This is a genomic window from Mesonia aquimarina (genome assembly GCF_003667275.1).
GTDB lineage: Bacteria > Bacteroidota > Bacteroidia > Flavobacteriales > Flavobacteriaceae > Mesonia > Mesonia aquimarina.
Genome location: NZ_RCNV01000001.1, coordinates 340,027 through 361,822, shown reverse-complemented (window position 1 = coordinate 361,822; position 21,796 = coordinate 340,027). Strand labels below are relative to the sequence as shown.

Sequence of the window (21,796 nt, the reverse complement as noted above, 5' to 3'; positions counted from 1 at the left end):
TATTATTTCGCTTTAATTTTGAAATAAAATGTGCTTCCTACGCCTAATTGTGAATCTACCCAAATGGTGCCTTCATGTAATAATACAATTTTTTCTACGTGTGCCAAACCAACGCCGGTTCCTTCATATTTATCTTCCGTAGGAACGCGATTAAAAATGGTGAAAATATTTTTTTGATCTTCTTCTGAAATTCCGATACCATTATCCATTATAGAAAAAACCCAATATTCACCTTCTTGAAACGCTGAAATTCTAATTTCAGGTTTGCGTTCTTTTGAAATATACTTTAATGCGTTGCTCAATAAATTTTGAAATAAAAGACGAAGTTCTACTTCATAGGCTTTTATTTTTGGTAATGAACCGGAGTGAACTTTTGCATTTGTATCTCTAATTCTTTTTCCTAAATCGTATTTTACAACCTCTACCAATTCTTTGGTATTGACTAGTTTTTTTTCTGTATTTCTACCAATTCTAGAGTGATCTAGTAAAGCTTTAATCTGATTTGATAATCGATCAGAAGCTTCATCTATATAAGAAATGTAATTTTGACCTTTTTCATCTAGTTTATCGGCATACATTTTACCGAGCACATCGCTACCAAATTTAATTGTAGAAAGCGGTTCTTGTAAATCGTGCGAACAAATGGAAACAAATTGCTCTAGATCGCGATTAATACGTTCTAGATCTGCTTTTTGTTTTCTTAGTTCGTCTTGTGTATTTTTTAATTCTGATATATCGACGCAAGTAAATCTGTTAGTAACAATATTACCAAGTTCATCAAATTCTGCCGTAGAATGCATAATTACCGGAATGATGGCTCCGTCTTTGGTAAGCATTTCTTGCTCAATATTTTTGAGTTCACCTTCTTTTTGAAAGATTTTATTTAGTCTTAAAGCTCGCAATTGTGACTCATCTTCATAAAGATCGTAGATAGGTTTTCCTATAATTTCATCTTTCGATTTGTAGCCTAATTTCTCTACAGATTCTTCATTGCATTGAACGATAAGCGAATTATTTGGATCTACACTAAAATGCATTACCGGATCTTCTTCATAAAACGATTTAAAACGTTTTTCACTCGCAACAAGTTTGTTTTTTGCTTTTTGAAGTGACTCAATATCTACAAATGTTATTACTACGCCTTCACGCTCGTCGTTAGAGTTAACAAACGGAGAAATACGCTGTAAATAATTTTTTCCTTCTTTAGAAAGAATATTCCTTTCTAGGATTTTTCCGGTTTTCAAAACTTTTTTACATCGGGAAACTAAATCTTTACCCGGACTTACACCAAAACTAGTGGTAAAATTATCAATTGGTCGACCAACATCAGAATTTATTAAACTAAAATGACGTCTAATCGCAGGCGTAAATTTTCTAATTCTAAGCGAACTGTCTAAGAAAATGGTACCAATATCGGTACTTTCTAATAAGTTGTTCATATCGGCATTTAGCTGCGCGAGATCGTCCATTTTTTGAACGTTTTCAGCATTTACCGTATTAATTTCTTCATTTACACTTTGTAATTCTTCATTGGTACTTTGCAATTCTTCATTAGAAGCTAATAATTCTTCATTTGCCGCCTGTAATTCTTCATTACTAGTTTCAATTTCTTCTAAGGATTGCTGAAGTTCTTCTTTTGTTTTCTTTAGTTCATCTTCAAGTTCGTCAATATATTCTTCGGTTTGCGTATTTAAGCTTACTTTTTCAACCGGTTTTATATCAGCTAAATTAATTTCTTTTTCGATGAATGTTAAGACAAAATTTGTCTCATTCTCTAAATTGCTCTGCCTGAAAGGTTTTGCAATTAAGTCTAAAGCTTTTTCTTTACCATTATGCTTGTAAATAGCATTTTCGTATCGGGTTTTTTTATTTTTTTTAAGCGCTTTTTTTACGGTAGATTGAACGACGTGTTTTAAATCGGCACCCATCATATCTAATAAGTTAGTAGAAAAGCCACTAACAGGAAGGCTTGCATACTTTCTAAATTCACCTATAGCTTCCAAAATATGATAATCTGAATCTATAAAAACACACGCGCCTCCAAATTGTTCTAAAATAGCTTCATTGAGCTCATTAACAAATTTCTGGGTGTTAGTAGAACGACTTGTAGAACGTGTTCTTTTAAAATTGTCTGTTGTTTTATTTTCTGAAATTTGCTGATGTGCAGAAGAACGTAAAGTTTCTGCTTTAAGACGTTTACGAGGAAAAGTATTTCTAAATATTTTCCATTTTCGGCTAACATCTTCAAAATGTTCTCTGTGTGTATGCACGCTTTCGCTGGTTCCCAGAACTAAAATTCCGTTTTCTTTTAAGCCGTAATGCAATACATTTAAAGCTTTCTTTTGAATAGAAGATTGGAAATAGATTAATAAATTTCGGCAAAAGACCATGTCCATTCTACTGAAAGGTGGATTTTTTATGATATTGTGTTTTGAGAAAATCACCATTCGCCGAATTTTTTCAATCACTTGATAACCGCTTCCTTTTGGGATAAAATATTTATGTAATAAATCGGTTTCAATATCAGCAACAATGCTTTCCGCATATAAACCTTGACTACCAATATCTAAATGTTTTTGTGCGATATCGGTAGCAAAAATTTTAATTTCGAGCTTTTTATTTTGCCGCTCCATTTCTTCCATAAAGCACATAGCTAAAGAGTACGCTTCTTCTCCTGTGCTACAAGCTACATCCCAGACTTTTAAGGTTTCTCCTTCTTTGTGTTCTTCTATCATATCAGGAATAACCTCTTTTCGTAAAATATCCCATACTTGAGAATCTCTGAAAAATTTGGTTACACCAATTAAAAATTCCCGATAGAGAATAGGAATTTCTTTTGGGGTAGAAAGTAGAACGTTATAATATTCTTCTAAAGAATTGCATTTACAAACATTAATTCTACGAGCAATCCTGCGTGCTAGGGTAGAATATTTATATTCTTTGAAATCTAAACCTGTTTTTTCATCAACTAGGTGTAGAATTTTAGTAAGGGTTTTTTCGTCGTATTCAATATTTTTTTCATCTAATTGAAGAACAAGTGGAGCATTTATAAATTCTTGTAGTTCTGATCCCATTTCTTCAACAGACAACGTATAATCTACTAAACCTGTATGTAAAGCACTTTGAGGCATTCCATCAAATTTTGCTTGCTCAGGATCTTGAACCATGACCATACCGCCATGCTCTTTTATGGCTCTAATTCCGCGTGTGCCATCGCTTCCAGTTCCGCTCAAAATAATAGCAATAGCTTTCTCTTTTTTGAAGTTAGCCAATGATTCTAAAAATAAATCAATAGGTAGGTTTAATTTTTGATTTTTTGGCTTATCTATCAAATGAAGCATTTCATTTTCAATGACCAAATTACTAACCGGCGGAATAAGATAAATTCTACCCGGTAAAATTTCTGTCTTGTCTTTAATTTGCTCAATAGGCAAATGCGTAGATTTCGCCAATAATTCACCCATCATACTTTTATAATCAGGTGAAAGGTGCTGAATTACAATATAAGAATTACGGTCAGACTCAGGAATATTATCAAAAAAAGCCTTTAAAGCTTCTAGACCACCAGCACTTGCGCCAACAGCAATTATTCTAGAAGTTTCGGTTTTAATTTTAGGCTTATGTATTTCTTTTTGGTTTATTTTGGTCATATTATTTTCAAGAAAAAACGTAAAAATACTAAAAATTAGTTTGCATTAATTATCACAAATGCTAGTAATAATAACACATTTTATCTAGTTTTTCAAATTTAGAGTTATACTATTGAATGTATGAGTTTTAATTAATAGAATAAAATTAAATTTCTTTGATGAAAGAGGATTAAAAATTTTTGATAAAATAAATTATGAATAATGTAGCTTTAATAACTGGTGCAAGTAGCGGAATAGGAAAAGCCTTGGCAAAGATTCACGCCGCAAGTGGAGATTTAGTCATTATTGCGAGAAGCGAAGATAAATTGAATGCTTTAAAAACCATTATAAATATACGATTTTTATTTGATAAACTCAGCAACCTCCTGAGATTTTAACCCCATAAAGTCACAAAATTCATCAATCGTTATTAATTGATGCTTCTCTTTGTTAAGCTCTTCCTTAATGGTTTTAATGATATGTCTTCCGTATCGTTCACTTTTACCAGTGATTTGCATAATGTCTTTCGGATAAATACAAAGTCTACTCATAATGGCTTAAAATCACTTTTCTTATACTGTTACTATACTTGATAGTTAAGCAATTAACTCTTACAATTTACGAATTTTACCGCTGGAATTATCTATAATTAATGGAAAAATCGGCAGTTCTTAAAGCTATTGAAAGTACTTTTTATTAATCGCTTTTAATCTTCTATATGTTTGATTATCAATTTAAAAATGAATAGTTATGGCACGTTTAAAAGGAATAATTAAGTTGGAAGGTACTTTAGATAACCTCACCTTTTACAAAGGTGAAGATGGATATTTGGTAAGAACAAAAGGTGGGGTTTCTAAAGACCGTATTATGAACGATCCTGCTTTTGTAAGAACGCGAGAAAATGGTTTTGAATTTGGACATTCGGCTACTGCCGGAAAGCTTTTACGTAAATCGGTAAGAAATTTAATGATCCAAGCCAAAGACAATAGAGTTACCAGTAGGTTAACGCAAACAATGACAAAAATTAAAAATGCAGATACGACCTCTGCGAGAGGTGAACGTAAAGTTGCTGTAGGTTTAGCTACACCCGAAGGTAAAGCTGCTTTAAAAGGCTTTAATTTTAATAAACGATCACTTTTAAGTGCCGTTTTATATAGTAATTATAGTGTTGATGAAACTACGGGAGAGATCGAGATTGCAAATCTAATTCCTACCAATGATATTGCTTATCCAAGTGGAGCAACTCATATTAGTTTATCGTCTGCTTTTTTAAATCTAGATTTTGATACGGAAGAATATGCTGTAGAAACTAGTCCGAAGGTAAATTTACCCATCGATACTACCTCAGCAACTCAAACATTAACTCCGGCAGCTGTACCATCAGGTTCTGGAAATAATATTTTTTTATTGCTTATTGAGTTTTTCCAAGAAATTAATGGGGAGCAATACCCTTTAAAAAATGGCGCTTACAATGTTTTAAATATTGTTGAAGTGAGTTAAGGTTTTCATTCTGACCTTTATTAACCAGAAAGTCCTGAAGTCTATAATTTCAGGGCTTTTTTTATCTATATTTTTTTGGCAAATAAATAAAAAAGATAGCCTACTAATTGAAGCTGTGGCAAGCTGTCAAGTTTTTTTCAAAAATAAGACTTCATAATTCAAATGTTATTTTATAGTAGCTTACTTATTTTTTAAAAACCGTAAGGCTTGAACTTTACAGCGATAGGGCAATGGCTGTAGGAAAGCTTCTAACTTTGTTATCTTTTGTTCTTTATTGTTTTTTCTACGAGTGTAAGCTTTACCCTTATATTTTTAACGGAGGTATTTTTTGTGTATATTTACACTCGTTTGTGAAACGTGAGTAAACTTTACCCTTATTGATTATGGCAGAATTTAGCAGGAATAACCCTTATAACGAATTACCACTACTACCACCAAATAAGGTGTTAGAAACGACTAAAGTGCTTCGTAAAACCATTGAAGCAAGTAGGGCGTTGGCACAATTAAATGGGATGCTTACTAATTTACCCAATCCTACTTTATTTTTAGATAGCATACATTTACAAGAAGCCAAAGCAAGTTCTGAAATTGAGAATATAATAACTACTAATGATGATTTGTATAAATCTTTAGTAGCCGATAAAAAATTTGATAACCCTGCTACAAAGGAGGTGATAAGTTATAAAGAAGCACTTTGGAACGGCTTACAAGAAATAGAAAAACGACCATTTATAAGCACTAATTTATGTGTTGAAATAGTACAAAGTATAAAAAAGAATACCGCAGGTATTAGAACTACTCCGGGAACAGCCTTAAAAAGTACTACCGGAGAAACTATTTATACACCACCCACCGGAGAAGACGTTATAAGAGAAAAATTGGCTAACCTAGAAAAGTTTATTAATGCAGAAGATGATATGGATCCCTTAGTTAAAATGGCTGTTATGCATTATCAATTTGAAGCGATACACCCTTTTAGTGATGGTAATGGTAGAACAGGACGTATTTTATTATTACTATATTTAAAATTAACTCATCTTTTAGATACCCCTGCCATTTATTTAAGTGAATATATTATCAAAAACAAAACAGATTACTATACTAAATTACGTGAAGTAACAGAAAATAGCGATTGGGAAGTTTGGATACGCTATATGCTCGAAATGGTTGAATATACGGCAACAAAAGCTTTGCAGCGGTTAAAAGACGTTACTAACTTAATGGAACAAATGTCACAGGAAATTAAAGAAAAACTGCCAAGAGTCTACACGAAAGAATTGGTTGAAATACTCTTTAGATTACCTTATACCAAACGACAATTTTTAGTTGATGCCAAATTAGGAACACCAAAAACCGTTGGTAATTATTTAATGGAATTAGAAGAAACTGGTTTTTTAATTTCTGAAAAGGTTGGTAAAGAAAAGCTATACCTCAACCATAGATTAATGGCTGTGTTAGAAGCATCCTAATTTACTTGGTTAACGAAATGAAACATCAGCTAACTAAACTCAATCGCATAACAAAATGATGCTATTAATGTTCAATGTGAACTTTTAAAAACAATAAGCATTTACACATTAAACATTAAACAAACAAAGACTTGAGGTAATAAACACTTGGATATTTCGACTTTGCTCAATACAGGCTTTAACGATGGTTTTGTGCAGGGGAATGAGATAACTTCATTTTGTCTGAAGTACTAAGTAAGCGTTGGCAGAGCGGCTATTTAGCTCGAATCATTTCTGTTTTAAATTAATAGCAATTTTGCTATTTTGTATAAACTAAAAAGTCCCGTAAACGTAGTGTTTACAGGACTTTGGGTGAAATTGAATAAATTTCAGCGGAGAAAGAGGGATTCGAACCCCCGGAGGTGTGACCCTCGCCGGTTTTCAAGACCGGTGCATTCGACCACTCTGCCATTTCTCCTTGAGTGTCTCATCAGGTATTCCCTGAATGCGGATGCAAATATAGAAGCTTTTTTGGTTTATGAAAAATATTTTTTAAGAAATTTTTATCCCTTTTCATTAAGGAGGCTTCAAACATTTTTTGATATATTGGCTTCCAAATAATTAACACCTTTATAATGATTAAAAAAATTTTATTTATTTCTGCTTTCAGTGTAGTATTTGCTTGTAAAGTACAAAAAAACAAACCTATTTCTGATGCAGATGTTGTTCAGTACGGAGAAACAATTACTTCTCAAGAATTAAAAGATCATCTTTACACTTTTGCTTCAGATGAATTTCAAGGAAGAGATACAGGAGAACCCGGCCAAAAAAAAGCAGCAAATTATTTAAAAAACGAATATCAAAATTTAGATATTGCTTCACCATTGGGAGGCGATGATTATTTTCAAGATATACCTTCAAGTTTCTTTGATGATAAATATAATGCTTCAGAAAATGTGGTAGCCTATATTAAAGGTAGTGAATTTCCAGATGAAATTGTAGTGATTTCTGCTCACTATGATCACGTTGGAGTAGATGCTCAAGGAAATATTTATAATGGAGCCGATGATGATGGGTCTGGAACCGTATCTATGTTAGAAATAGCAGAGGCATTTAAAGAAGCACAAAACGACGGTTTTTCACCTAGAAGGTCAATTTTATTTCTTCATGTTACCGGAGAAGAGAAGGGACTTTTAGGGTCAGATTATTACACAAAAAATCCAATTTTTCCACTAGAAAATACGGTAACCGGTTTAAATACAGATATGATAGGGAGAATAGATCCTAAACACAAAGATGACCCCAATTATATTTACCTTATCGGAAGCGATAAACTCAGTACAGAGCTTCATAATCTATCGGAAAGCGTAAATGAAGAATATACCCAACTCGATTTAGATTACACATATAACGATGAGAATGACCCAAATCGTTTCTATTATAGAAGCGATCATTATAATTTTGCAAAACATAATATACCCGTTATTTTTTATTTTAATGGTACACATGCAGACTATCACAAACCGACTGATACGGCAGATAAAATTGAATATGATTTAATGACGCGTAGAGCGCGATTAATTTTCTACACAGCTTGGGAGGTTGCCAACAGAGATAACCGACTAACGGTAGATAAAGCTAAATAGAAGTAGTATTTGGCGTTCTTTTACAAAAAAGAGCAGCTTTTCTTCAAGCTGCTCTTTTTTGTAAAACCGGGCTATCCGTTACAATTCCTCATTTCGCTAACGCTACATTGCGGGATTTTCACTACTATCCCTGGCCGAAAAAAAATGCTTACAAATAAAAAAAGTCCTAACCAATAAAGGAAAGGACTTTTAAAAGGGTGGATGATGGGATTCGAACCCACGACCCTCGGTACCACAAACCGATGCTCTAACCAACTGAGCTACAACCACCATTTAAATTAAGAACTTTTGAAAGGCAGATGCCTAACAAATGCGGTTGCAAATTTAATGATTTACCGCGTTCTACAAAACTTTTTTTCAATTAAATTAAATCAAATATAGAATTAACTGCAGGACAGCGTTCTACAGTAAAGCCTTCCGCATAGTCAACATTCATTAAACGGCCTAAATTTCTTGCACGGTAACTTACACTATCTAAAAAGTTACTGCTAGAGATAGGGGTAGAAGGTTCATTGTTGTTTTCATCATAAAATTGAGAGCGGTAAGCTTTTACAGAAGCAATTTTTTGATCCATAAAACCGGAAATATCAACTAAAATATCAGGCTGTAACTCTTTCCATTGTATATAATGATATACCTGTTTAGGTCGCCAAGCTTTTTGTTTGTTACCTTCAAAAGTAGTTTCAATTTTTCGTAAACCGCTTAAAAAACAAGCATCACTGGCTAATTTGCTTCCTTTTCCGTGGTCTATGTGACGATCATCTACAGCGTTGCAAAAAACAATTTCTGGTCGGTATTTTCGTAAAATTTTAATAATCTCTAATTGATGCGCTGTATTATTAATAAAAAATCCGTCACTAAATTCAAGATTTTTCCGAACACTTACTCCAAGAATTTCAGCGGCATCCTTGGCCTCCTGATCACGAATTTCAGCAGAACCTCGTGTTCCTAATTCTCCTCGAGTTAAATCTAAAATTCCTACTTTTTTACCATTGGCAATTTCTTTAGCAAGTGTCCCTGAACAACTTAACTCAACATCATCGGGGTGAGCTCCTATGGCAAGAATATCTAATTTCATACTAAAATTATGCAGTTTTTTTTGTTGTCAGTTGTTTTATCTTAATTCCCAAGGCGGCAAATAATAATGTTGTAAACGGACTTAAGTAATTAAAAAAGGCATATCCAAAATAGCTAGCTACGGGAACACCTAAAACACCACTATGGTATGCGCCACACGTATTCCAAGGGACTAAAACAGAAGTTACTGTTGCAGAATCTTCTAGCGTTCTACTTAAGTTTTCTGGTGCTAAACCTTTCTCTCTGTAAGCTTTTGCAAACATTTTCCCGGGAACTACAATAGATAAATATTGGTCAGATGCGGTTGCATTTAATGCTAAACAGCTTACTACCGTACTGGCAAATAAACCAAATGTTGTGTGAAATAAATTTAACAAAGCTTTACTAATTCTTGATAATGCGCCAATGGCATCCATAATTCCGCCAAAGACCATCGCACAAATAATTAACCAAATTGTTTTGAGCATTCCTGCCATTCCTCCAGAAGAAAATAAATCATTTAAAGATTCATTAGACGTAGCGATTGAAGTATCTATGGTAATAGCATTCATAATTCCTTTATAAGCAGAATAAAAAGTAAGGTTTTCGCTTCCTCCAATTGAGGCTATAATTCCCGGTTGAAAAAAAAGCGCCGCCGCAGCTGCTAAAAGAGTTCCTAGTAAAAGCGCAATTAATGGAGGAGTTTTTCTAATGATTAAATAAATCACCAGAATTGGAACTACAAATAACCAAGGTGAAATGGTAAACGATTCTTCAATAGAAGATAAAATTGCTTTTGTATTGGTAGATCCAGAAGGTTCTATGTTAAGCCCAATGATGATAAAAATAATGAGTGTGAGGATGATAGTTGGTACTGTTGTAATCATCATATAGCGAATGTGTGTAAATAAGTCGGTTCCTGCCATAGCAGGAGCAAGGTTGGTGGTATCACTCAAGGGTGACATTTTATCACCAAAATAAGCACCCGATAAAATTGCACCGGCAGTCATTCCTACTGAAATACCCAACGCATTGGCAATACCTATTAACGCAATTCCTACTGTTGCCGAGGTTGTCCAACTACTTCCCGTGGCTACCGAAATTACCGCACAAATAACTACACAGGCTGCTAAGAATATAGTTGGATTTAAAATTTGTAAGCCATAATAAATCATAGTGGGGATAATACCACTAACTAACCAAGTTCCGGCTAATGCTCCCACCATTAATAAGATTAAAATAGCGCCGGTAGTAGATTTTATATTTTGCGCTACTTCATCTACCATCGAGTCAAAAGAGACTTTATTGAAAATACCAACTATTGCCGCAACTGCACCACCCATTAAAAGAATAAATTGATTGGAACCGTCTAAGGCATCGCCTTCATATACATATACATTGTAAGCTAGCATCCCAACTAATGCAAAAACTGGAATTAAAGCTTCCCAAATGCTTAACTCTTTATTTTCTTCAATATTCTGATTTTCAGGCTGGGTAGATTGACTTTCCATAGGCTAAGAAAAGGTTAAATTTTATGAAGGGTAATGTTACAATTTTTTAGCTTTTATGGCAAGGAATCTCTATATAAGTTTTTAAATGATGCAAATGGTTAAATTATTAGCAAAAAATAAATAAAATAAAAAAAGCAGCTGTTTTTTTTGTCTTTACAATTTTAAACAGCTGCTTTTAATTTTATAAGGTTACTTTTTCTAGCACGCCAATCTGTTCCATACATTTTTTCATCTGCTTAAACGTCCGATCTATATGATTGTCTAAGCCAATTGAAAATCGAATTAATCCATCGCTTAATCCCATTTCTAATTGCTCTTCCTCCGGAATTTCAGAAGAAGTTGAAGTTCCCGGCGCACTAAATAAGGTTTTGTAAAATCCTAAACTAACCGCTAGATAACCTAAATTTTCTTCTTGCATTAACTCCATTAGCGAGTTTGCTTTTTCTAAAGAACCGACATCTATCGTTAACATTCCACCAAAACCATATTCATCATTCATCATTGAAGTGAATAGTTCATTACCGTGATGAGAATTTAATCCTGGATAAACTGTTTTTAAGCCAAGTGCTTGAAATTTTTCAGCTAGATACATCGCATTTCCACTGTGTTTTTGCATTCTGATGTGAAGCGTGCGTAAATTTTTAAGAATAGAAGCAGAGCGGAAACTATCCATAGTTGAACCTAATAACATACATGCGCCATCATTTACATTTCGCAATTCATTTATAAAATCTGAAGGACCACAAATAACGCCGCCAACCGTATCGCTACTTCCATTGATAAATTTTGTGAGGGAATGAATAACAATATCTGCTCCTAAAATGGAAGGCGTTATCGATAAAGGTGAAAAGGTATTATCAACTACTAATTTTAAATTATATTTTTTTACGAGTTCAGCTAAGGCAGGAATATTGGCAATTTCTAATAACGGATTGCTAACCGACTCGCAATACAGAATTTTTGTGTTAGAAGTGATAGCCGATTCAACTTCTTCAAGCTTTGTAATATTCACAAAAGAAGTATTAATGTTTAATTTTGGCAGAAAATTTTTCATAAAAGCGTAAGTTCCGCCGTAAATAGTTCGGCTGGAAACAATATGATCTCCCGCATCACATAATTGAAGAATTACCGGTGTAATAGCACCCATTCCGCTAGCGGTAACGGTTGCGGCTTCGGTAGCTTCCATTGCAGCTAAGGCTTCACCTAAATATAAATTACTCGGACTCGAATGTCTTGAATACAAATAACAACCTTCTGCATTTCCTTCAAATGTATCGAACATAGTTTTTGCAGACAGAAATGTATATGTAGAAGAATCGGAAATAGAAGGGTTTACACCTCCAAACTCCCTAAAATATTGAAGATCTTGAATCTTATCAGCAGGATTATATTTCATCGTAATATATTTTTTTTAATTAATTATACTACTAAATTCTACTTAAAAAGAATAATTGTCAATCTATAATAGATATAATTGAAAATTAATCTAATAAAAATTACTTATATAAATTATTTATCGGTAAATTTAATTATTAGTTCAACTATAAGTGAAAAATTTTCGGAATGAACTTAGACGAAATTGATAAAAACATTTTGCAACTCTTGCAACGTGATTCTAAAATAACTACCAAAGAAATTTCTTATCGGTTAAAATTATCGATGACAGCAATTCATGAGCGCATAAAAAAGCTAGAGCGTCAGAAAATTATAAATAGGTATGTAGCAATTTTAGACAAGGAAAAAATAGATAAGAATTTTTTGGTTTTTTGCCACATCAAATTAATTCAACATACAAAAGATAATGTTTCAAAATTTGAACGTGAAATTCTAAAATTAGAAGAAGTGTCTGAATGCTTTCACGTGAGTGGTGATTACGATTATATTTTAAAAGTTTGTGTGAAAAATATGAAAGCTTACCGAAATTTTTTAGTAAATAAACTCACTACTTTACAAGGAATTTCGAGTACGCAAAGCACGTTTATGATTAGTGAAGTAAAGAACAGTACCGAAATTAACGTCTAAAAAATTCTAATGAATAATTTTTTAACAATCCTTTTCTTTCTCAATCTTGCGCATTGAATTACTTATCGTATTTTTGTAAGCGTTTATAAAAATCAACAAAACTAAATTATGAGCACTTACGACGTTGCAGTCATTGGTTCAGGTCCCGGAGGTTACGTAGCCGCTATTCGTTGCGCCCAATTGGGAATGAAAACCGCAATTATAGAGAAATATTCAACCAAAGGAGGAACTTGCTTAAACGTAGGTTGTATTCCATCTAAAGCTTTATTAGATTCTTCACATCACTACGAAGACGCTGTAAAACATTTTGAGGAACATGGTATTGAACTTCCAGGAGAAGTTAAATTGAACCTTGAAAAAATGATGGAGCGCAAAGCTTCAGTGGTTGAACAAACTACCAAAGGAATCGATTTTTTAATGGATAAAAATAAAATCGACACCTTTGAAGGTGTAGGTTCTTTTGAAGATAAAACGCATATAAAAATTGACTTAACCGATGGGGATTCAAAAACCATAGAGGCTAAGCATACTATTATCGCAACTGGAAGTAAACCGGCTTCACTTCCTTTTATTGATATCGATAAAGAAAGAATTATCACGTCTACCGAAGCATTAAAATTAAAAAAAGTACCAAAACATATGCTAATTATTGGTGGCGGTGTAATTGGTTTAGAGCTTGGGCAAGTATACAAAAGACTTGGTGCAGATGTTACGGTAATTGAATATATGGATCGTATTATTCCTACAATGGATAAGGCGCAAAGTAAAGAGTTAACTAAAGTGATGAAAAAGCAAAAAACAAAATTTGCTGTTTCTCATAAAGTGACTTCAGTAGAAAATACCGGAGATGAAGTTGTGGTAAAAGCGACCGATAAAAAAGATAAAGAAGTTGAGTTTAAAGGTGATTACTGTTTGGTTTCTGTAGGAAGAAGACCTTATACCGATGGACTAAATGCTGATAAAGCCGGAATAAAAGTTAACGATAAAGGGCAGGTTGAAGTAAATGAGCATTTACAAACAGCAGCCGATAATATCTATGCTATTGGCGATGTTGTAAAAGGAGCAATGTTAGCGCATAAAGCCGAAGAAGAAGGTGTTTTTGTAGCTGAAACAATTGCAGGACAAAAACCGCATATCGATTATAATTTAATTCCGGGTGTAGTTTATACTTGGCCAGAAGTTGCTTCTGTTGGTAAAACTGAAGAAGAATTAAAAGAGGCTAAAGTTGAATACAAAAGTGGTCAATTCCCAATGAGAGCTTTAGGTCGTTCTCGTGCAAGTGGCGATACCGACGGATTTGTAAAAATCTTATCAGATAAGAAAACCGATGAGGTTCTCGGCGTTCATATGGTTGGAGCTCGTGTAGCCGATTTAATTGCTGAAGCTGTTGTTGCGATGGAATACAGAGCAAGCGCAGAAGATATTGCAAGAATGAGTCACGCACACCCAACTTATGCTGAAGCTGTAAAAGAAGCAGCTTTAGCTGCAACAGACAACAGACCTTTACATACATAAACTAAAAAGAAGTCTATTTAAGAAAAATAAATAATTTTTAGCTGATTTTTTTCGGTTAAAAATTCTTAAATAGACTTTTTTCTATTCTATAATTATATGAAAAAGATTTTAGCCTTTGCCGGATCTAACAGCAAGAATTCTATTAATCATCGATTCGTAAATTCGGTTGTTTCGCGAATTGAGCAACACGATGTGAAATTAATCAAGTTAACCGATTATGAGATTCCTTTATTTGGTATTGATTTAGAAGAGGAACGCGGCTATCCGGTTGATATAAAAGTGCTAAAAAATATAATTGAAGAACACGAAGCTTTAATTATTTCTGTGAATGAGCATAACGGCGGACCTTCAGTATTTTTCAAGAATATAACCGATTGGTTATCAAGATTAGATTATAAATTTTTAGAAGGTAAAAAAGTATTATTAATGAGTACTTCTCCTGGGAAACGTGGAGCAGCATCTTCTTTAACGTATTTTAAAGATGTGTTACCTCGTTTTGGAGCAGAAATAGTTGATAGCTTTAGTTTCCCATCTTTCGAAGAGAATTTTGACCAAGAGAAAAATGTAATTTCCGATGAGGTTTTATTGCTTGGTTTAATAGATGTACTTTCTAATTTTGAACAAGCTTTAGAAGAATAGTTTTGTTGATTTAAAAAGGTAAAGAGAGAAAAAGTTAATAAGTTTTTTGAGTTATCTGTTTTCTTTCATTGCAATTTTTCATTTTGCTAACTGCTAACTGCTAACTGCTAACTGCTAACTGCTAACTGCTAACTGCTAACTGCTAACTGCTAACTGATGCGTACTACAAAAAAATATACGTTAACTGCTTCAAAAAAGTTCAAAGAAAAACTTCTCTCTTGGGCAAATCAGTTTGAAGAAGTGGTTTGGTTAGATTCTAATGAGTATCAATTTTCTTCAGCCAAATATGATGCTATTTTAGCAGTTGAAGCATTTACTTCTATTAAAACGGATACTTTAGATGCGTTTGATCAACTAAAAGAATATCAAGAAACTACAAAAGATTGGATTTTTGGATATTTAACGTACGATCTAAAAAATGATGTTGAAAATCTCACCTCAAAAAATATAGACGGACTTCATTTTCCTGCACTTTATTTCATTCAGCCAAAAAAAATTTTTCTCATCAAAGATGATGAAATTCAATTGCACTATTTGGCCATGGTTGATGATGAACTAGAAACCGATTGGGAAGAAATTTGTGCTTATAAAATTACTGATGAGGTTGAAGAAAATATAGTTCAATCACCGGTAAAATCTCGTTTATCTGAGGATGAATATGTAGAGAAAGTGGAAAAAATGTTAGCACATATTTTTCGTGGTGATATTTATGAAGCCAATTTTTGCCAAGAATTTTATTTAGAAAATGCGCTTTTAAATCCTTTAGAAACTTATTTTCAACTCAATCAACTTTCTACGCCACCTTTTGCTGCTTACTGCAAATTAGAGGATTATTATTTGCTTTCTGCAAGTCCTGAGCGGTACATAAAAAAAACAGGCAACAAAATTATTTCGCAACCTATAAAAGGTACTGCGCGTCGTTTAGAAAACAAAGAAGAGGATGATTTGCTGAAAAATCAACTTCAAAATGATCCTAAAGAGCGAGCAGAAAATATCATGATTGTAGATTTAGTGCGCAATGATTTATCTAAAACGGCCACCAAAGCTAGTGTTGAAGTAGAGGAGCTGTGTGGTTTGTACACTTTTCAGCAAGTTCACCAATTAATTTCTACCATTTCATCTAAAGTCGATTTAAATTTATCGCCGATAGAAATTTTACGCACTACTTTCCCAATGGGAAGTATGACCGGCGCTCCTAAAGTTTCAGCAATGCAAATTATTGAAGATCTGGAAGTTTCTAAACGCGGTTTATATAGCGGAAGTCTTGGTTATTTTACTCCCGAAGGCGACTTTGATTTTAGTGTAATTATTCGCAGTATTTTATACAATCAAGAAAAAAAGTATGCCTCTTTTTCTGTAGGAAGCGCTATTACGGCAAAATCCGATCCCAAAAAAGAATACGAAGAGTGTTTAATAAAAGCGGCTGCCATGAAAAAAGCCTTGAATCTGTAACTTGAGTTACCTTCTAATTTTTAGAGAAAGCTTATATTTGGGTGCAAAAATGCCCTAAATGTTCAATCGATTTCAAGATTATTTTCAACAAAATTTTTCTGAATTACAACATGAAAAATTCCTTATTGCTATTAGCGGTGGAGTTGACAGTGTTGTATTGGCGCATTTATGCAAAAAAATGAACTTAAATTTTTCATTGGCACATTGCAATTTTATGTTGCGCGATGATGAAAGTAATGAAGATGAAAAATTTGTAAAAAGCTTGGCAGAAAAATTAGAGGTTAATTTTTTTGTTCAACATTTTAATACCAGCGCTTACGCTCAAGATCACCAACTTTCTACCCAAATTGCTGCAAGAAATTTGCGCTATCACTGGTTTTATGAATTGGTTAAAATACACAATTTTAAAGCTATTTTTACGGCGCATCACGCTAACGACAGTTTAGAAACTTACTTTATAAATACCATTCGCGGTACCGGAATTAATGGTCTAACGGGAATTCCTGAGATCAATCATAAAATTGTGCGTCCGTTGTTAAATTTTTCAAGAGCTGAAATCGAACTGTATGCTAAAAAAAATAATATCACTTGGCGAGAAGATAGTAGTAATGCTTCAGATAAATATGTGCGTAACAAGATTAGAAATCAACTAATTCCTGTTTTAGAAGAGATAACTCCGCAGTACCTTCAAAATTTTCAGCAAACCCAAACGCATTTGCAGCAAAGTGCTGCTTTATTAGAAGATTATACTACTTTTTTATTCTCTAAACTGGTTGAAAAAATTAAGGGCGATTATTATCTAAATATTCAGCAGCTACAAGAGACACCTAACACAAAAGCTGTTTTATATCAATTGTTACATCCGTTTGGTTTTACAGAATGGGATGATGTTTATCATTTGTTATCAGCAGAATCTGGTAAACAAGTATTTTCAAAAACACATCGATTAGTGAGAGATAGAGCTGTTTTAATTTTAGCTGAAAAGCAAGAAATAGCAAATGAAGAATTTTTGTTGCCGAAAAATTCAACAGAAATTTCGTTTCCGTTAGGGAAAATAGAAGTAGAAGAAGTTGATAAAATTCAAAAAAAAGAAAAACAAATAGCTTATCTTGCTGCCGAAAAATTAAAATTTCCCTTAAAAGTAAGGAGATGGAAGACAGGAGATGTTTTTAAACCTTTTGGAATGAAAGGTAAAAAAAAGATCAGCGATTTTTTAAAAGATGAAAAATGTTCGTTAGTAGAAAAGGAAAATACTTGGGTTTTATGTTCAGCAGAAGATATTATCTGGGTTATCGGTCACCGAATTCATAACGATTATAAAATAACACCAACAACAACCCAAACTTTAAAAATTACCCTAAAAAAATGAAATATTACTTTTCACTACTACTTGTTTTAGTATGTTTTGTAAACACAAATGCACAATTTAGAACACAGCAAGAAGGCGAAATTAAAAATCCAGTAAAATGGAATGGAAGCATAGAAAAACAGTCTGAAAATAAGTATCAATTCATTTTAGAAGCTGATATTAAAGATGAGTGGCACATCTATTCTCAAAAAACTCCAGAAGGTGGTCCGCTACCATTATGGTTTAATTATTTAGATATAGGGAGTGGATATGAATTAAAAGGAGAAACTACAGAGAGTGAATCAAAGAGACAGTACAGCGAAATATTTGGTGTAGATGAAGTTTACTTTGCTAAAGAGGCTACTTTCAAGCAAAATGTAGATATTACTGATAAAAACCTATCGGTAATTAAAATGGAACTCAAATATCAAGTTTGTAAAGAAGTCTGTATTGGAGAAGAGTTTTATGTAATTTTTGACATAAAAAAAGATCTTGTGAAAATCATTCAAAATTACGATGAATTTACAGCTTATGGAGCTTCTGCAAACGAAGAAGAAAAACCAAAAACCGAAACTAAAAAACCTGAAGAAAAAAATAACCTTGCCGATAATATTGAAAAGAACGAAGAAGAAAAAGGCTTATTTACTATTTTCTTTTTAGCATTTTTAGCTGGTTTTGCGGCTTTGTTAACACCTTGTGTTTTCCCAATGATACCCATGACGGTTGGTTTTTTCACCAAGCAAAGTAAAAACCGCAGTAAGGGAATTAAAAATGCATTGTTATACGGTTTTTTTATTGTAGTAATTTATGTGTTATTAGGGACCATTGTAACGGCTATTTTTGGTGCCGATGCGCTTAATGCATTATCTACCAATGTTACTTTTAATATTGTGTTTTTTATTTTATTGGTTGTTTTTGCAGCTTCATTTTTAGGAGCTTTTGAAATTATGTTACCAAATTCTTGGGCAAATAAAGTAGATCAACAAGCTAACAGAGGTGGGATTATTGGTATCTTTTTTATGGCTTTAGCATTGGCAATAGTTTCGTTTTCTTGTACAGGGCCTATTGTTGGGACTTTATTAGTTGAAGCTGCTTCAAAAGGAGGTTTGGCGCCAATTATCGGGATGCTAGGTTTCTCACTTGCTATTGCAATTCCTTTCGCTTTATTCGCAATGTTCCCGGGTTGGATGAATACCTTACCAAAATCTGGCGGATGGTTAAATACCGTAAAAGTTGTGTTAGGATTTTTAGAATTAGCCTTAGCTTTCAAATTCTTATCTAATGCCGATTTAGTATTGCAAGCTCATATTTTAGAACGCGAAGTTTTCTTAGCCATTTGGATTGCAATTTTTGGTGTATTGGCTTTATATCTTCTCGGAAAAATATCTTTGCCACACGATTCACCATTAAATCATATCTCTGTAGGAAGATTAGGTTTAGGTTTGTTAATTTTAGCTTTTACAATTTATTTGATTCCTGGACTTTGGGGAGCACCATTAAAAATGATCAGTGGTTTTACACCGCCATTAAATTACAGTGAAGCACCTTATGGAGTTGGAAACAGAAAAACAGGAACAGCAACAGCTTCATCTAAAAGTGATTTCCCGGAGCACGCAAAATTAGGTCCGCATGACATTGTAACTTTTACAGATTATGAAAAAGGGATGGCTTATGCTGAAGAAAAAAATCTACCTATTTTATTAGATTTTACAGGTTATGCGTGTATTAATTGTCGTAAAATGGAAGAACGCGTATGGAGCGAACCGCAAATTTTAGGAAAGCTTAAAAAAGAACTAGTATTGATTTCACTTTATGTAGATGCAAAAGAAAAACTACCGGAAGACGAACAATACACGAGTAAAACTACCGGAAAACGAATTAGAACGATAGGAAATAAGTGGAGTGATTTTCAAATAAAACACTATGGAGCAAACGCCCAGCCGTATTATATTTTATTGAACAATGAAGAAGAGATGTTGAATAAACCAGTTGGTTATACCCCAGACGTAGATGAATATGAAGATTGGTTAACCGAAGGTTTATCAAATTTCGAAAAATAAAAATCTATCCATAAAAATTCTAAAACCCGGCAGTTCTTCTGTCGGGTTTTTTTAACTTGTTTTAAAAATATACTAGTATCTTTAAAGCTGATAAAATAATATTTATATGAAGTTCAAAAACCTGCTTTTTCTCTTAAGTTTTCTTATTTTTTCTACCAATTCTGGTTTTTCACAAACAGAAAAAGATTATGATGTTTCCCAACATTATACCAAACAAGAAGTTGATATAGAAATGCGCGATGGGGTAAAATTACATACCACCATTTATTCGCCAAAAGATACCTCACAAGCTTATCCTATTTTAATGCAACGCACGCCGTACAGCTCTAAACCTTACGGAAAGGATCAGTTTAGATCTAAAATAGGTCCCAATGAATTTTTAATGAAACAAGGAAATATTATTGTTTACCAAGATGTCCGCGGTCGCTGGATGAGTGAAGGAAACTATGATAATATGCGTCCGTATATTCCGAATAAAAAAGGAGATGAAATAGATGAAGCAAGCGATACATATGATACTATAGACTGGTTGGTAAATAACGTAGAAAACAACAACGGAAGGGTAGGAACGTGGGGAATTTCGTACCCCGGTTTTTATGCTACTTATTCATTGTTATCAGAACACCCGGCGCTTAAAGCTGCTTCGCCTCAAGCTTGTATAAGCGATTTCTTTTTTGATGATTTTCACCATAATGGCGCTTATTTATTAAGTTATTTTATGGCAACTGCTCTTTTTGGCGAGCAACACAACGGCCCCACATCAGAAAGCTGGTATAGTTTTCCTCAGGTTCCAACAAAAGATCAATTTCAATTTTATTTAGATCATACGCCTTTAACTAAATTAGATCATTTTTATGAAGATAATTTTTTCTGGCAGCAATTACAGAATCATCCAAATTATGATGAATTCTGGCAAAAACGTGGGGTTATTCAGCATTTAGAAAATGTAAAGATAAAACCTGCCGTTATGACGGTAGGCGGTCTTTTTGATGCCGAAGATTTATACGGTCCGTTTAATACGTATAAAACCATAGAAAAAAATAATGATAATTATAACACCTTAGTTTTTGGTCCGTGGAGCCATGGCGATTGGGCAAGGACTAAAAAAAGACAAGCCATTGGTAATATTTATTTTGGTGATGATCTTTCTAAAAATTTTCAAGAGCAAGTTGAAGCAAAATTTTTCAATCACTTTTTAAAAGAAAGCGGTGATAAAAATTCAGGTTTACCGGAAGCGATGTTTTTTGATACCGGCTTGCATCAATGGGAATCGTATCAAAACTGGCCGCCAAAAAAATCCAAAAAGAAAACCTATTATTTAGGCGAAAATCAAAAGTTGACCTCAATTTCTAATCCAAATGAAAAAGCAACATTTGTAAGCGATCCTAAAAAACCGGTGCCTTATTCAGAAGATATAAAACTGGTTTTTACGCCAAGAAAATATATGACAGACGATCAGCGTTTTGCGGCAAGACGTCCGGATGTATTGGTTTTTGAAACTGATGTGTTAGAAAAAGATATCACAATGACCGGAGAAATTCTCGCAAATTTGCAAGTTTCTACAACCGGAACCGCAGCAGATTGGGTGGTAAAAGTGATTGATGTTTATCCGCCGGATGCTAAAGATTATGAAGAAACACAAGACTATTTAAAAATGTCTAATTATCATATGATGGTGAGAAGTGAAGTAATGCGTGGCCGATTTAGAAATAGTTTTGAAAAACCGGAAGCTTTTATTCCTAATAAAAAAACGAGTGTAAAAATTCAGTTGCAAGATATTCATCACACCTTTCAGAAAGGACATAAAATTCAAATTCAGGTGCAAAGTACGTGGTTTCCCTTAATAGATTTAAATCCCCAAACTTTTGTACCTAATATTTTTGAAGCCGAGAAAGAAGATTTTAAAGCGCAAACACATAGCGTGTATGGCGATTCTTCTATTGAGTTTTCAGTTTTAAAAAATTAAATTA

At 33.4% G+C, this 21,796-nt stretch carries 15 protein-coding genes and 2 tRNA genes; 11 read left to right on the top strand and 6 right to left on the bottom strand.

Annotation, left to right across the window (positions count from 1 at the left end; translation table 11 throughout):
* Positions 1-2 precede the first annotated feature (2 nt).
* Positions 3-3,650, bottom strand: coding sequence for a CheR family methyltransferase (locus tag D9R05_RS01800; RefSeq protein WP_121665502.1), 3,648 nt, complete (start codon positions 3,648-3,650; stop codon positions 3-5).
* A 194-nt stretch (positions 3,651-3,844) separates the two neighbouring features.
* On the opposite strand from D9R05_RS01800, the gene D9R05_RS01795 reads away from it, so the two are divergent.
* The 3 genes from D9R05_RS01795 to D9R05_RS01780 all read left to right on the top strand — a co-directional run bounded on the left by D9R05_RS01795 (position 3,845) and on the right by D9R05_RS01780 (position 6,598).
* Positions 3,845-4,027 carry an SDR family NAD(P)-dependent oxidoreductase gene (locus tag D9R05_RS01795; RefSeq protein WP_121665501.1) on the top strand — a complete coding sequence of 61 codons (183 nt, stop codon included), beginning with the start codon at positions 3,845-3,847 and terminating at the stop codon, positions 4,025-4,027.
* Between the two features lie 352 nt (positions 4,028-4,379).
* A complete protein-coding gene (locus D9R05_RS01785; RefSeq protein ID WP_121665499.1) occupies positions 4,380-5,129 on the top strand; it encodes a hypothetical protein in 750 nt (249 codons plus the stop codon).
* Between the two features lie 383 nt (positions 5,130-5,512).
* Positions 5,513-6,598 carry a Fic family protein gene (locus tag D9R05_RS01780; RefSeq protein WP_121665498.1) on the top strand — a complete coding sequence of 362 codons (1,086 nt, stop codon included), beginning with the start codon at positions 5,513-5,515 and terminating at the stop codon, positions 6,596-6,598.
* Positions 6,599-6,970: 372 nt separating this feature from the next.
* Here D9R05_RS01780 and D9R05_RS01775 read toward each other — a convergent pair.
* A tRNA-Ser gene (locus tag D9R05_RS01775) sits at positions 6,971-7,055 on the bottom strand.
* Between the two features lie 157 nt (positions 7,056-7,212).
* On the opposite strand from D9R05_RS01775, the gene D9R05_RS01770 reads away from it, so the two are divergent.
* Positions 7,213-8,223, top strand: coding sequence for a M28 family metallopeptidase (locus D9R05_RS01770; protein ID WP_121665497.1), 1,011 nt, complete (start codon positions 7,213-7,215; stop codon positions 8,221-8,223).
* A gap of 196 nt (positions 8,224-8,419) precedes the next feature.
* On the opposite strand, the gene D9R05_RS01765 is transcribed toward D9R05_RS01770, so the two are convergent.
* The 4 genes from D9R05_RS01765 to D9R05_RS01750 form a co-directional block, all read right to left on the bottom strand.
* Positions 8,420-8,493 (bottom strand) — tRNA-His (locus tag D9R05_RS01765).
* A gap of 91 nt (positions 8,494-8,584) precedes the next feature.
* Positions 8,585-9,301 carry a bacillithiol biosynthesis deacetylase BshB1 gene (gene bshB1, locus D9R05_RS01760; RefSeq protein WP_121665496.1) on the bottom strand — a complete coding sequence of 239 codons (717 nt, stop codon included), beginning with the start codon at positions 9,299-9,301 and terminating at the stop codon, positions 8,585-8,587.
* 7 nt (positions 9,302-9,308) lie between these two features.
* The gene (gene nhaC, locus D9R05_RS01755; protein ID WP_121665495.1) at positions 9,309-10,790 is read right to left on the bottom strand and encodes a Na+/H+ antiporter NhaC; all 1,482 of its coding nucleotides are present in this window, start codon (positions 10,788-10,790) and stop codon (positions 9,309-9,311) included.
* Positions 10,791-10,971: 181 nt separating this feature from the next.
* Complete coding sequence (locus tag D9R05_RS01750) at positions 10,972-12,186, bottom strand: aminotransferase class I/II-fold pyridoxal phosphate-dependent enzyme (RefSeq protein WP_121665494.1); 1,215 nt, start codon at positions 12,184-12,186, stop codon at positions 10,972-10,974.
* A 167-nt stretch (positions 12,187-12,353) separates the two neighbouring features.
* Here D9R05_RS01750 and D9R05_RS01745 point away from each other — a divergent pair, with 167 nt between their 5' ends.
* The 7 genes from D9R05_RS01745 to D9R05_RS01715 all read left to right on the top strand — a co-directional run bounded on the left by D9R05_RS01745 (position 12,354) and on the right by D9R05_RS01715 (position 21,792).
* Positions 12,354-12,812, top strand: coding sequence for an Lrp/AsnC family transcriptional regulator (locus tag D9R05_RS01745; RefSeq protein WP_121665493.1), 459 nt, complete (start codon positions 12,354-12,356; stop codon positions 12,810-12,812).
* Positions 12,813-12,920: 108 nt separating this feature from the next.
* Positions 12,921-14,327 (top strand): dihydrolipoyl dehydrogenase, encoded by a 1,407-nt coding sequence (gene lpdA, locus D9R05_RS01740; protein ID WP_121665492.1) that lies wholly within the window; start codon positions 12,921-12,923, stop codon positions 14,325-14,327.
* Positions 14,328-14,423: 96 nt separating this feature from the next.
* Positions 14,424-14,966, top strand: a complete 543-nt coding sequence (locus D9R05_RS01735) for an NADPH-dependent FMN reductase (protein ID WP_121665491.1) — start codon at positions 14,424-14,426, stop codon at positions 14,964-14,966.
* Positions 14,967-15,122: 156 nt separating this feature from the next.
* On the top strand, positions 15,123-16,418 hold the full coding sequence (locus D9R05_RS01730) for an anthranilate synthase component I family protein (protein ID WP_121665490.1): 1,296 nt from the start codon (positions 15,123-15,125) through the stop codon (positions 16,416-16,418).
* 58 nt (positions 16,419-16,476) lie between these two features.
* Positions 16,477-17,787 carry a tRNA lysidine(34) synthetase TilS gene (gene tilS / locus D9R05_RS01725; RefSeq protein WP_121665489.1) on the top strand — a complete coding sequence of 437 codons (1,311 nt, stop codon included), beginning with the start codon at positions 16,477-16,479 and terminating at the stop codon, positions 17,785-17,787.
* Positions 17,784-19,826, top strand: coding sequence for a protein-disulfide reductase DsbD family protein (locus tag D9R05_RS01720; RefSeq protein WP_121665488.1), 2,043 nt, complete (start codon positions 17,784-17,786; stop codon positions 19,824-19,826). Before tilS ends, D9R05_RS01720 begins: the two co-directional genes overlap by 4 nt.
* A gap of 106 nt (positions 19,827-19,932) precedes the next feature.
* Complete coding sequence (locus tag D9R05_RS01715; protein ID WP_121665487.1) at positions 19,933-21,792, top strand: CocE/NonD family hydrolase; 1,860 nt, start codon at positions 19,933-19,935, stop codon at positions 21,790-21,792.
* Positions 21,793-21,796 lie beyond the last annotated feature (4 nt).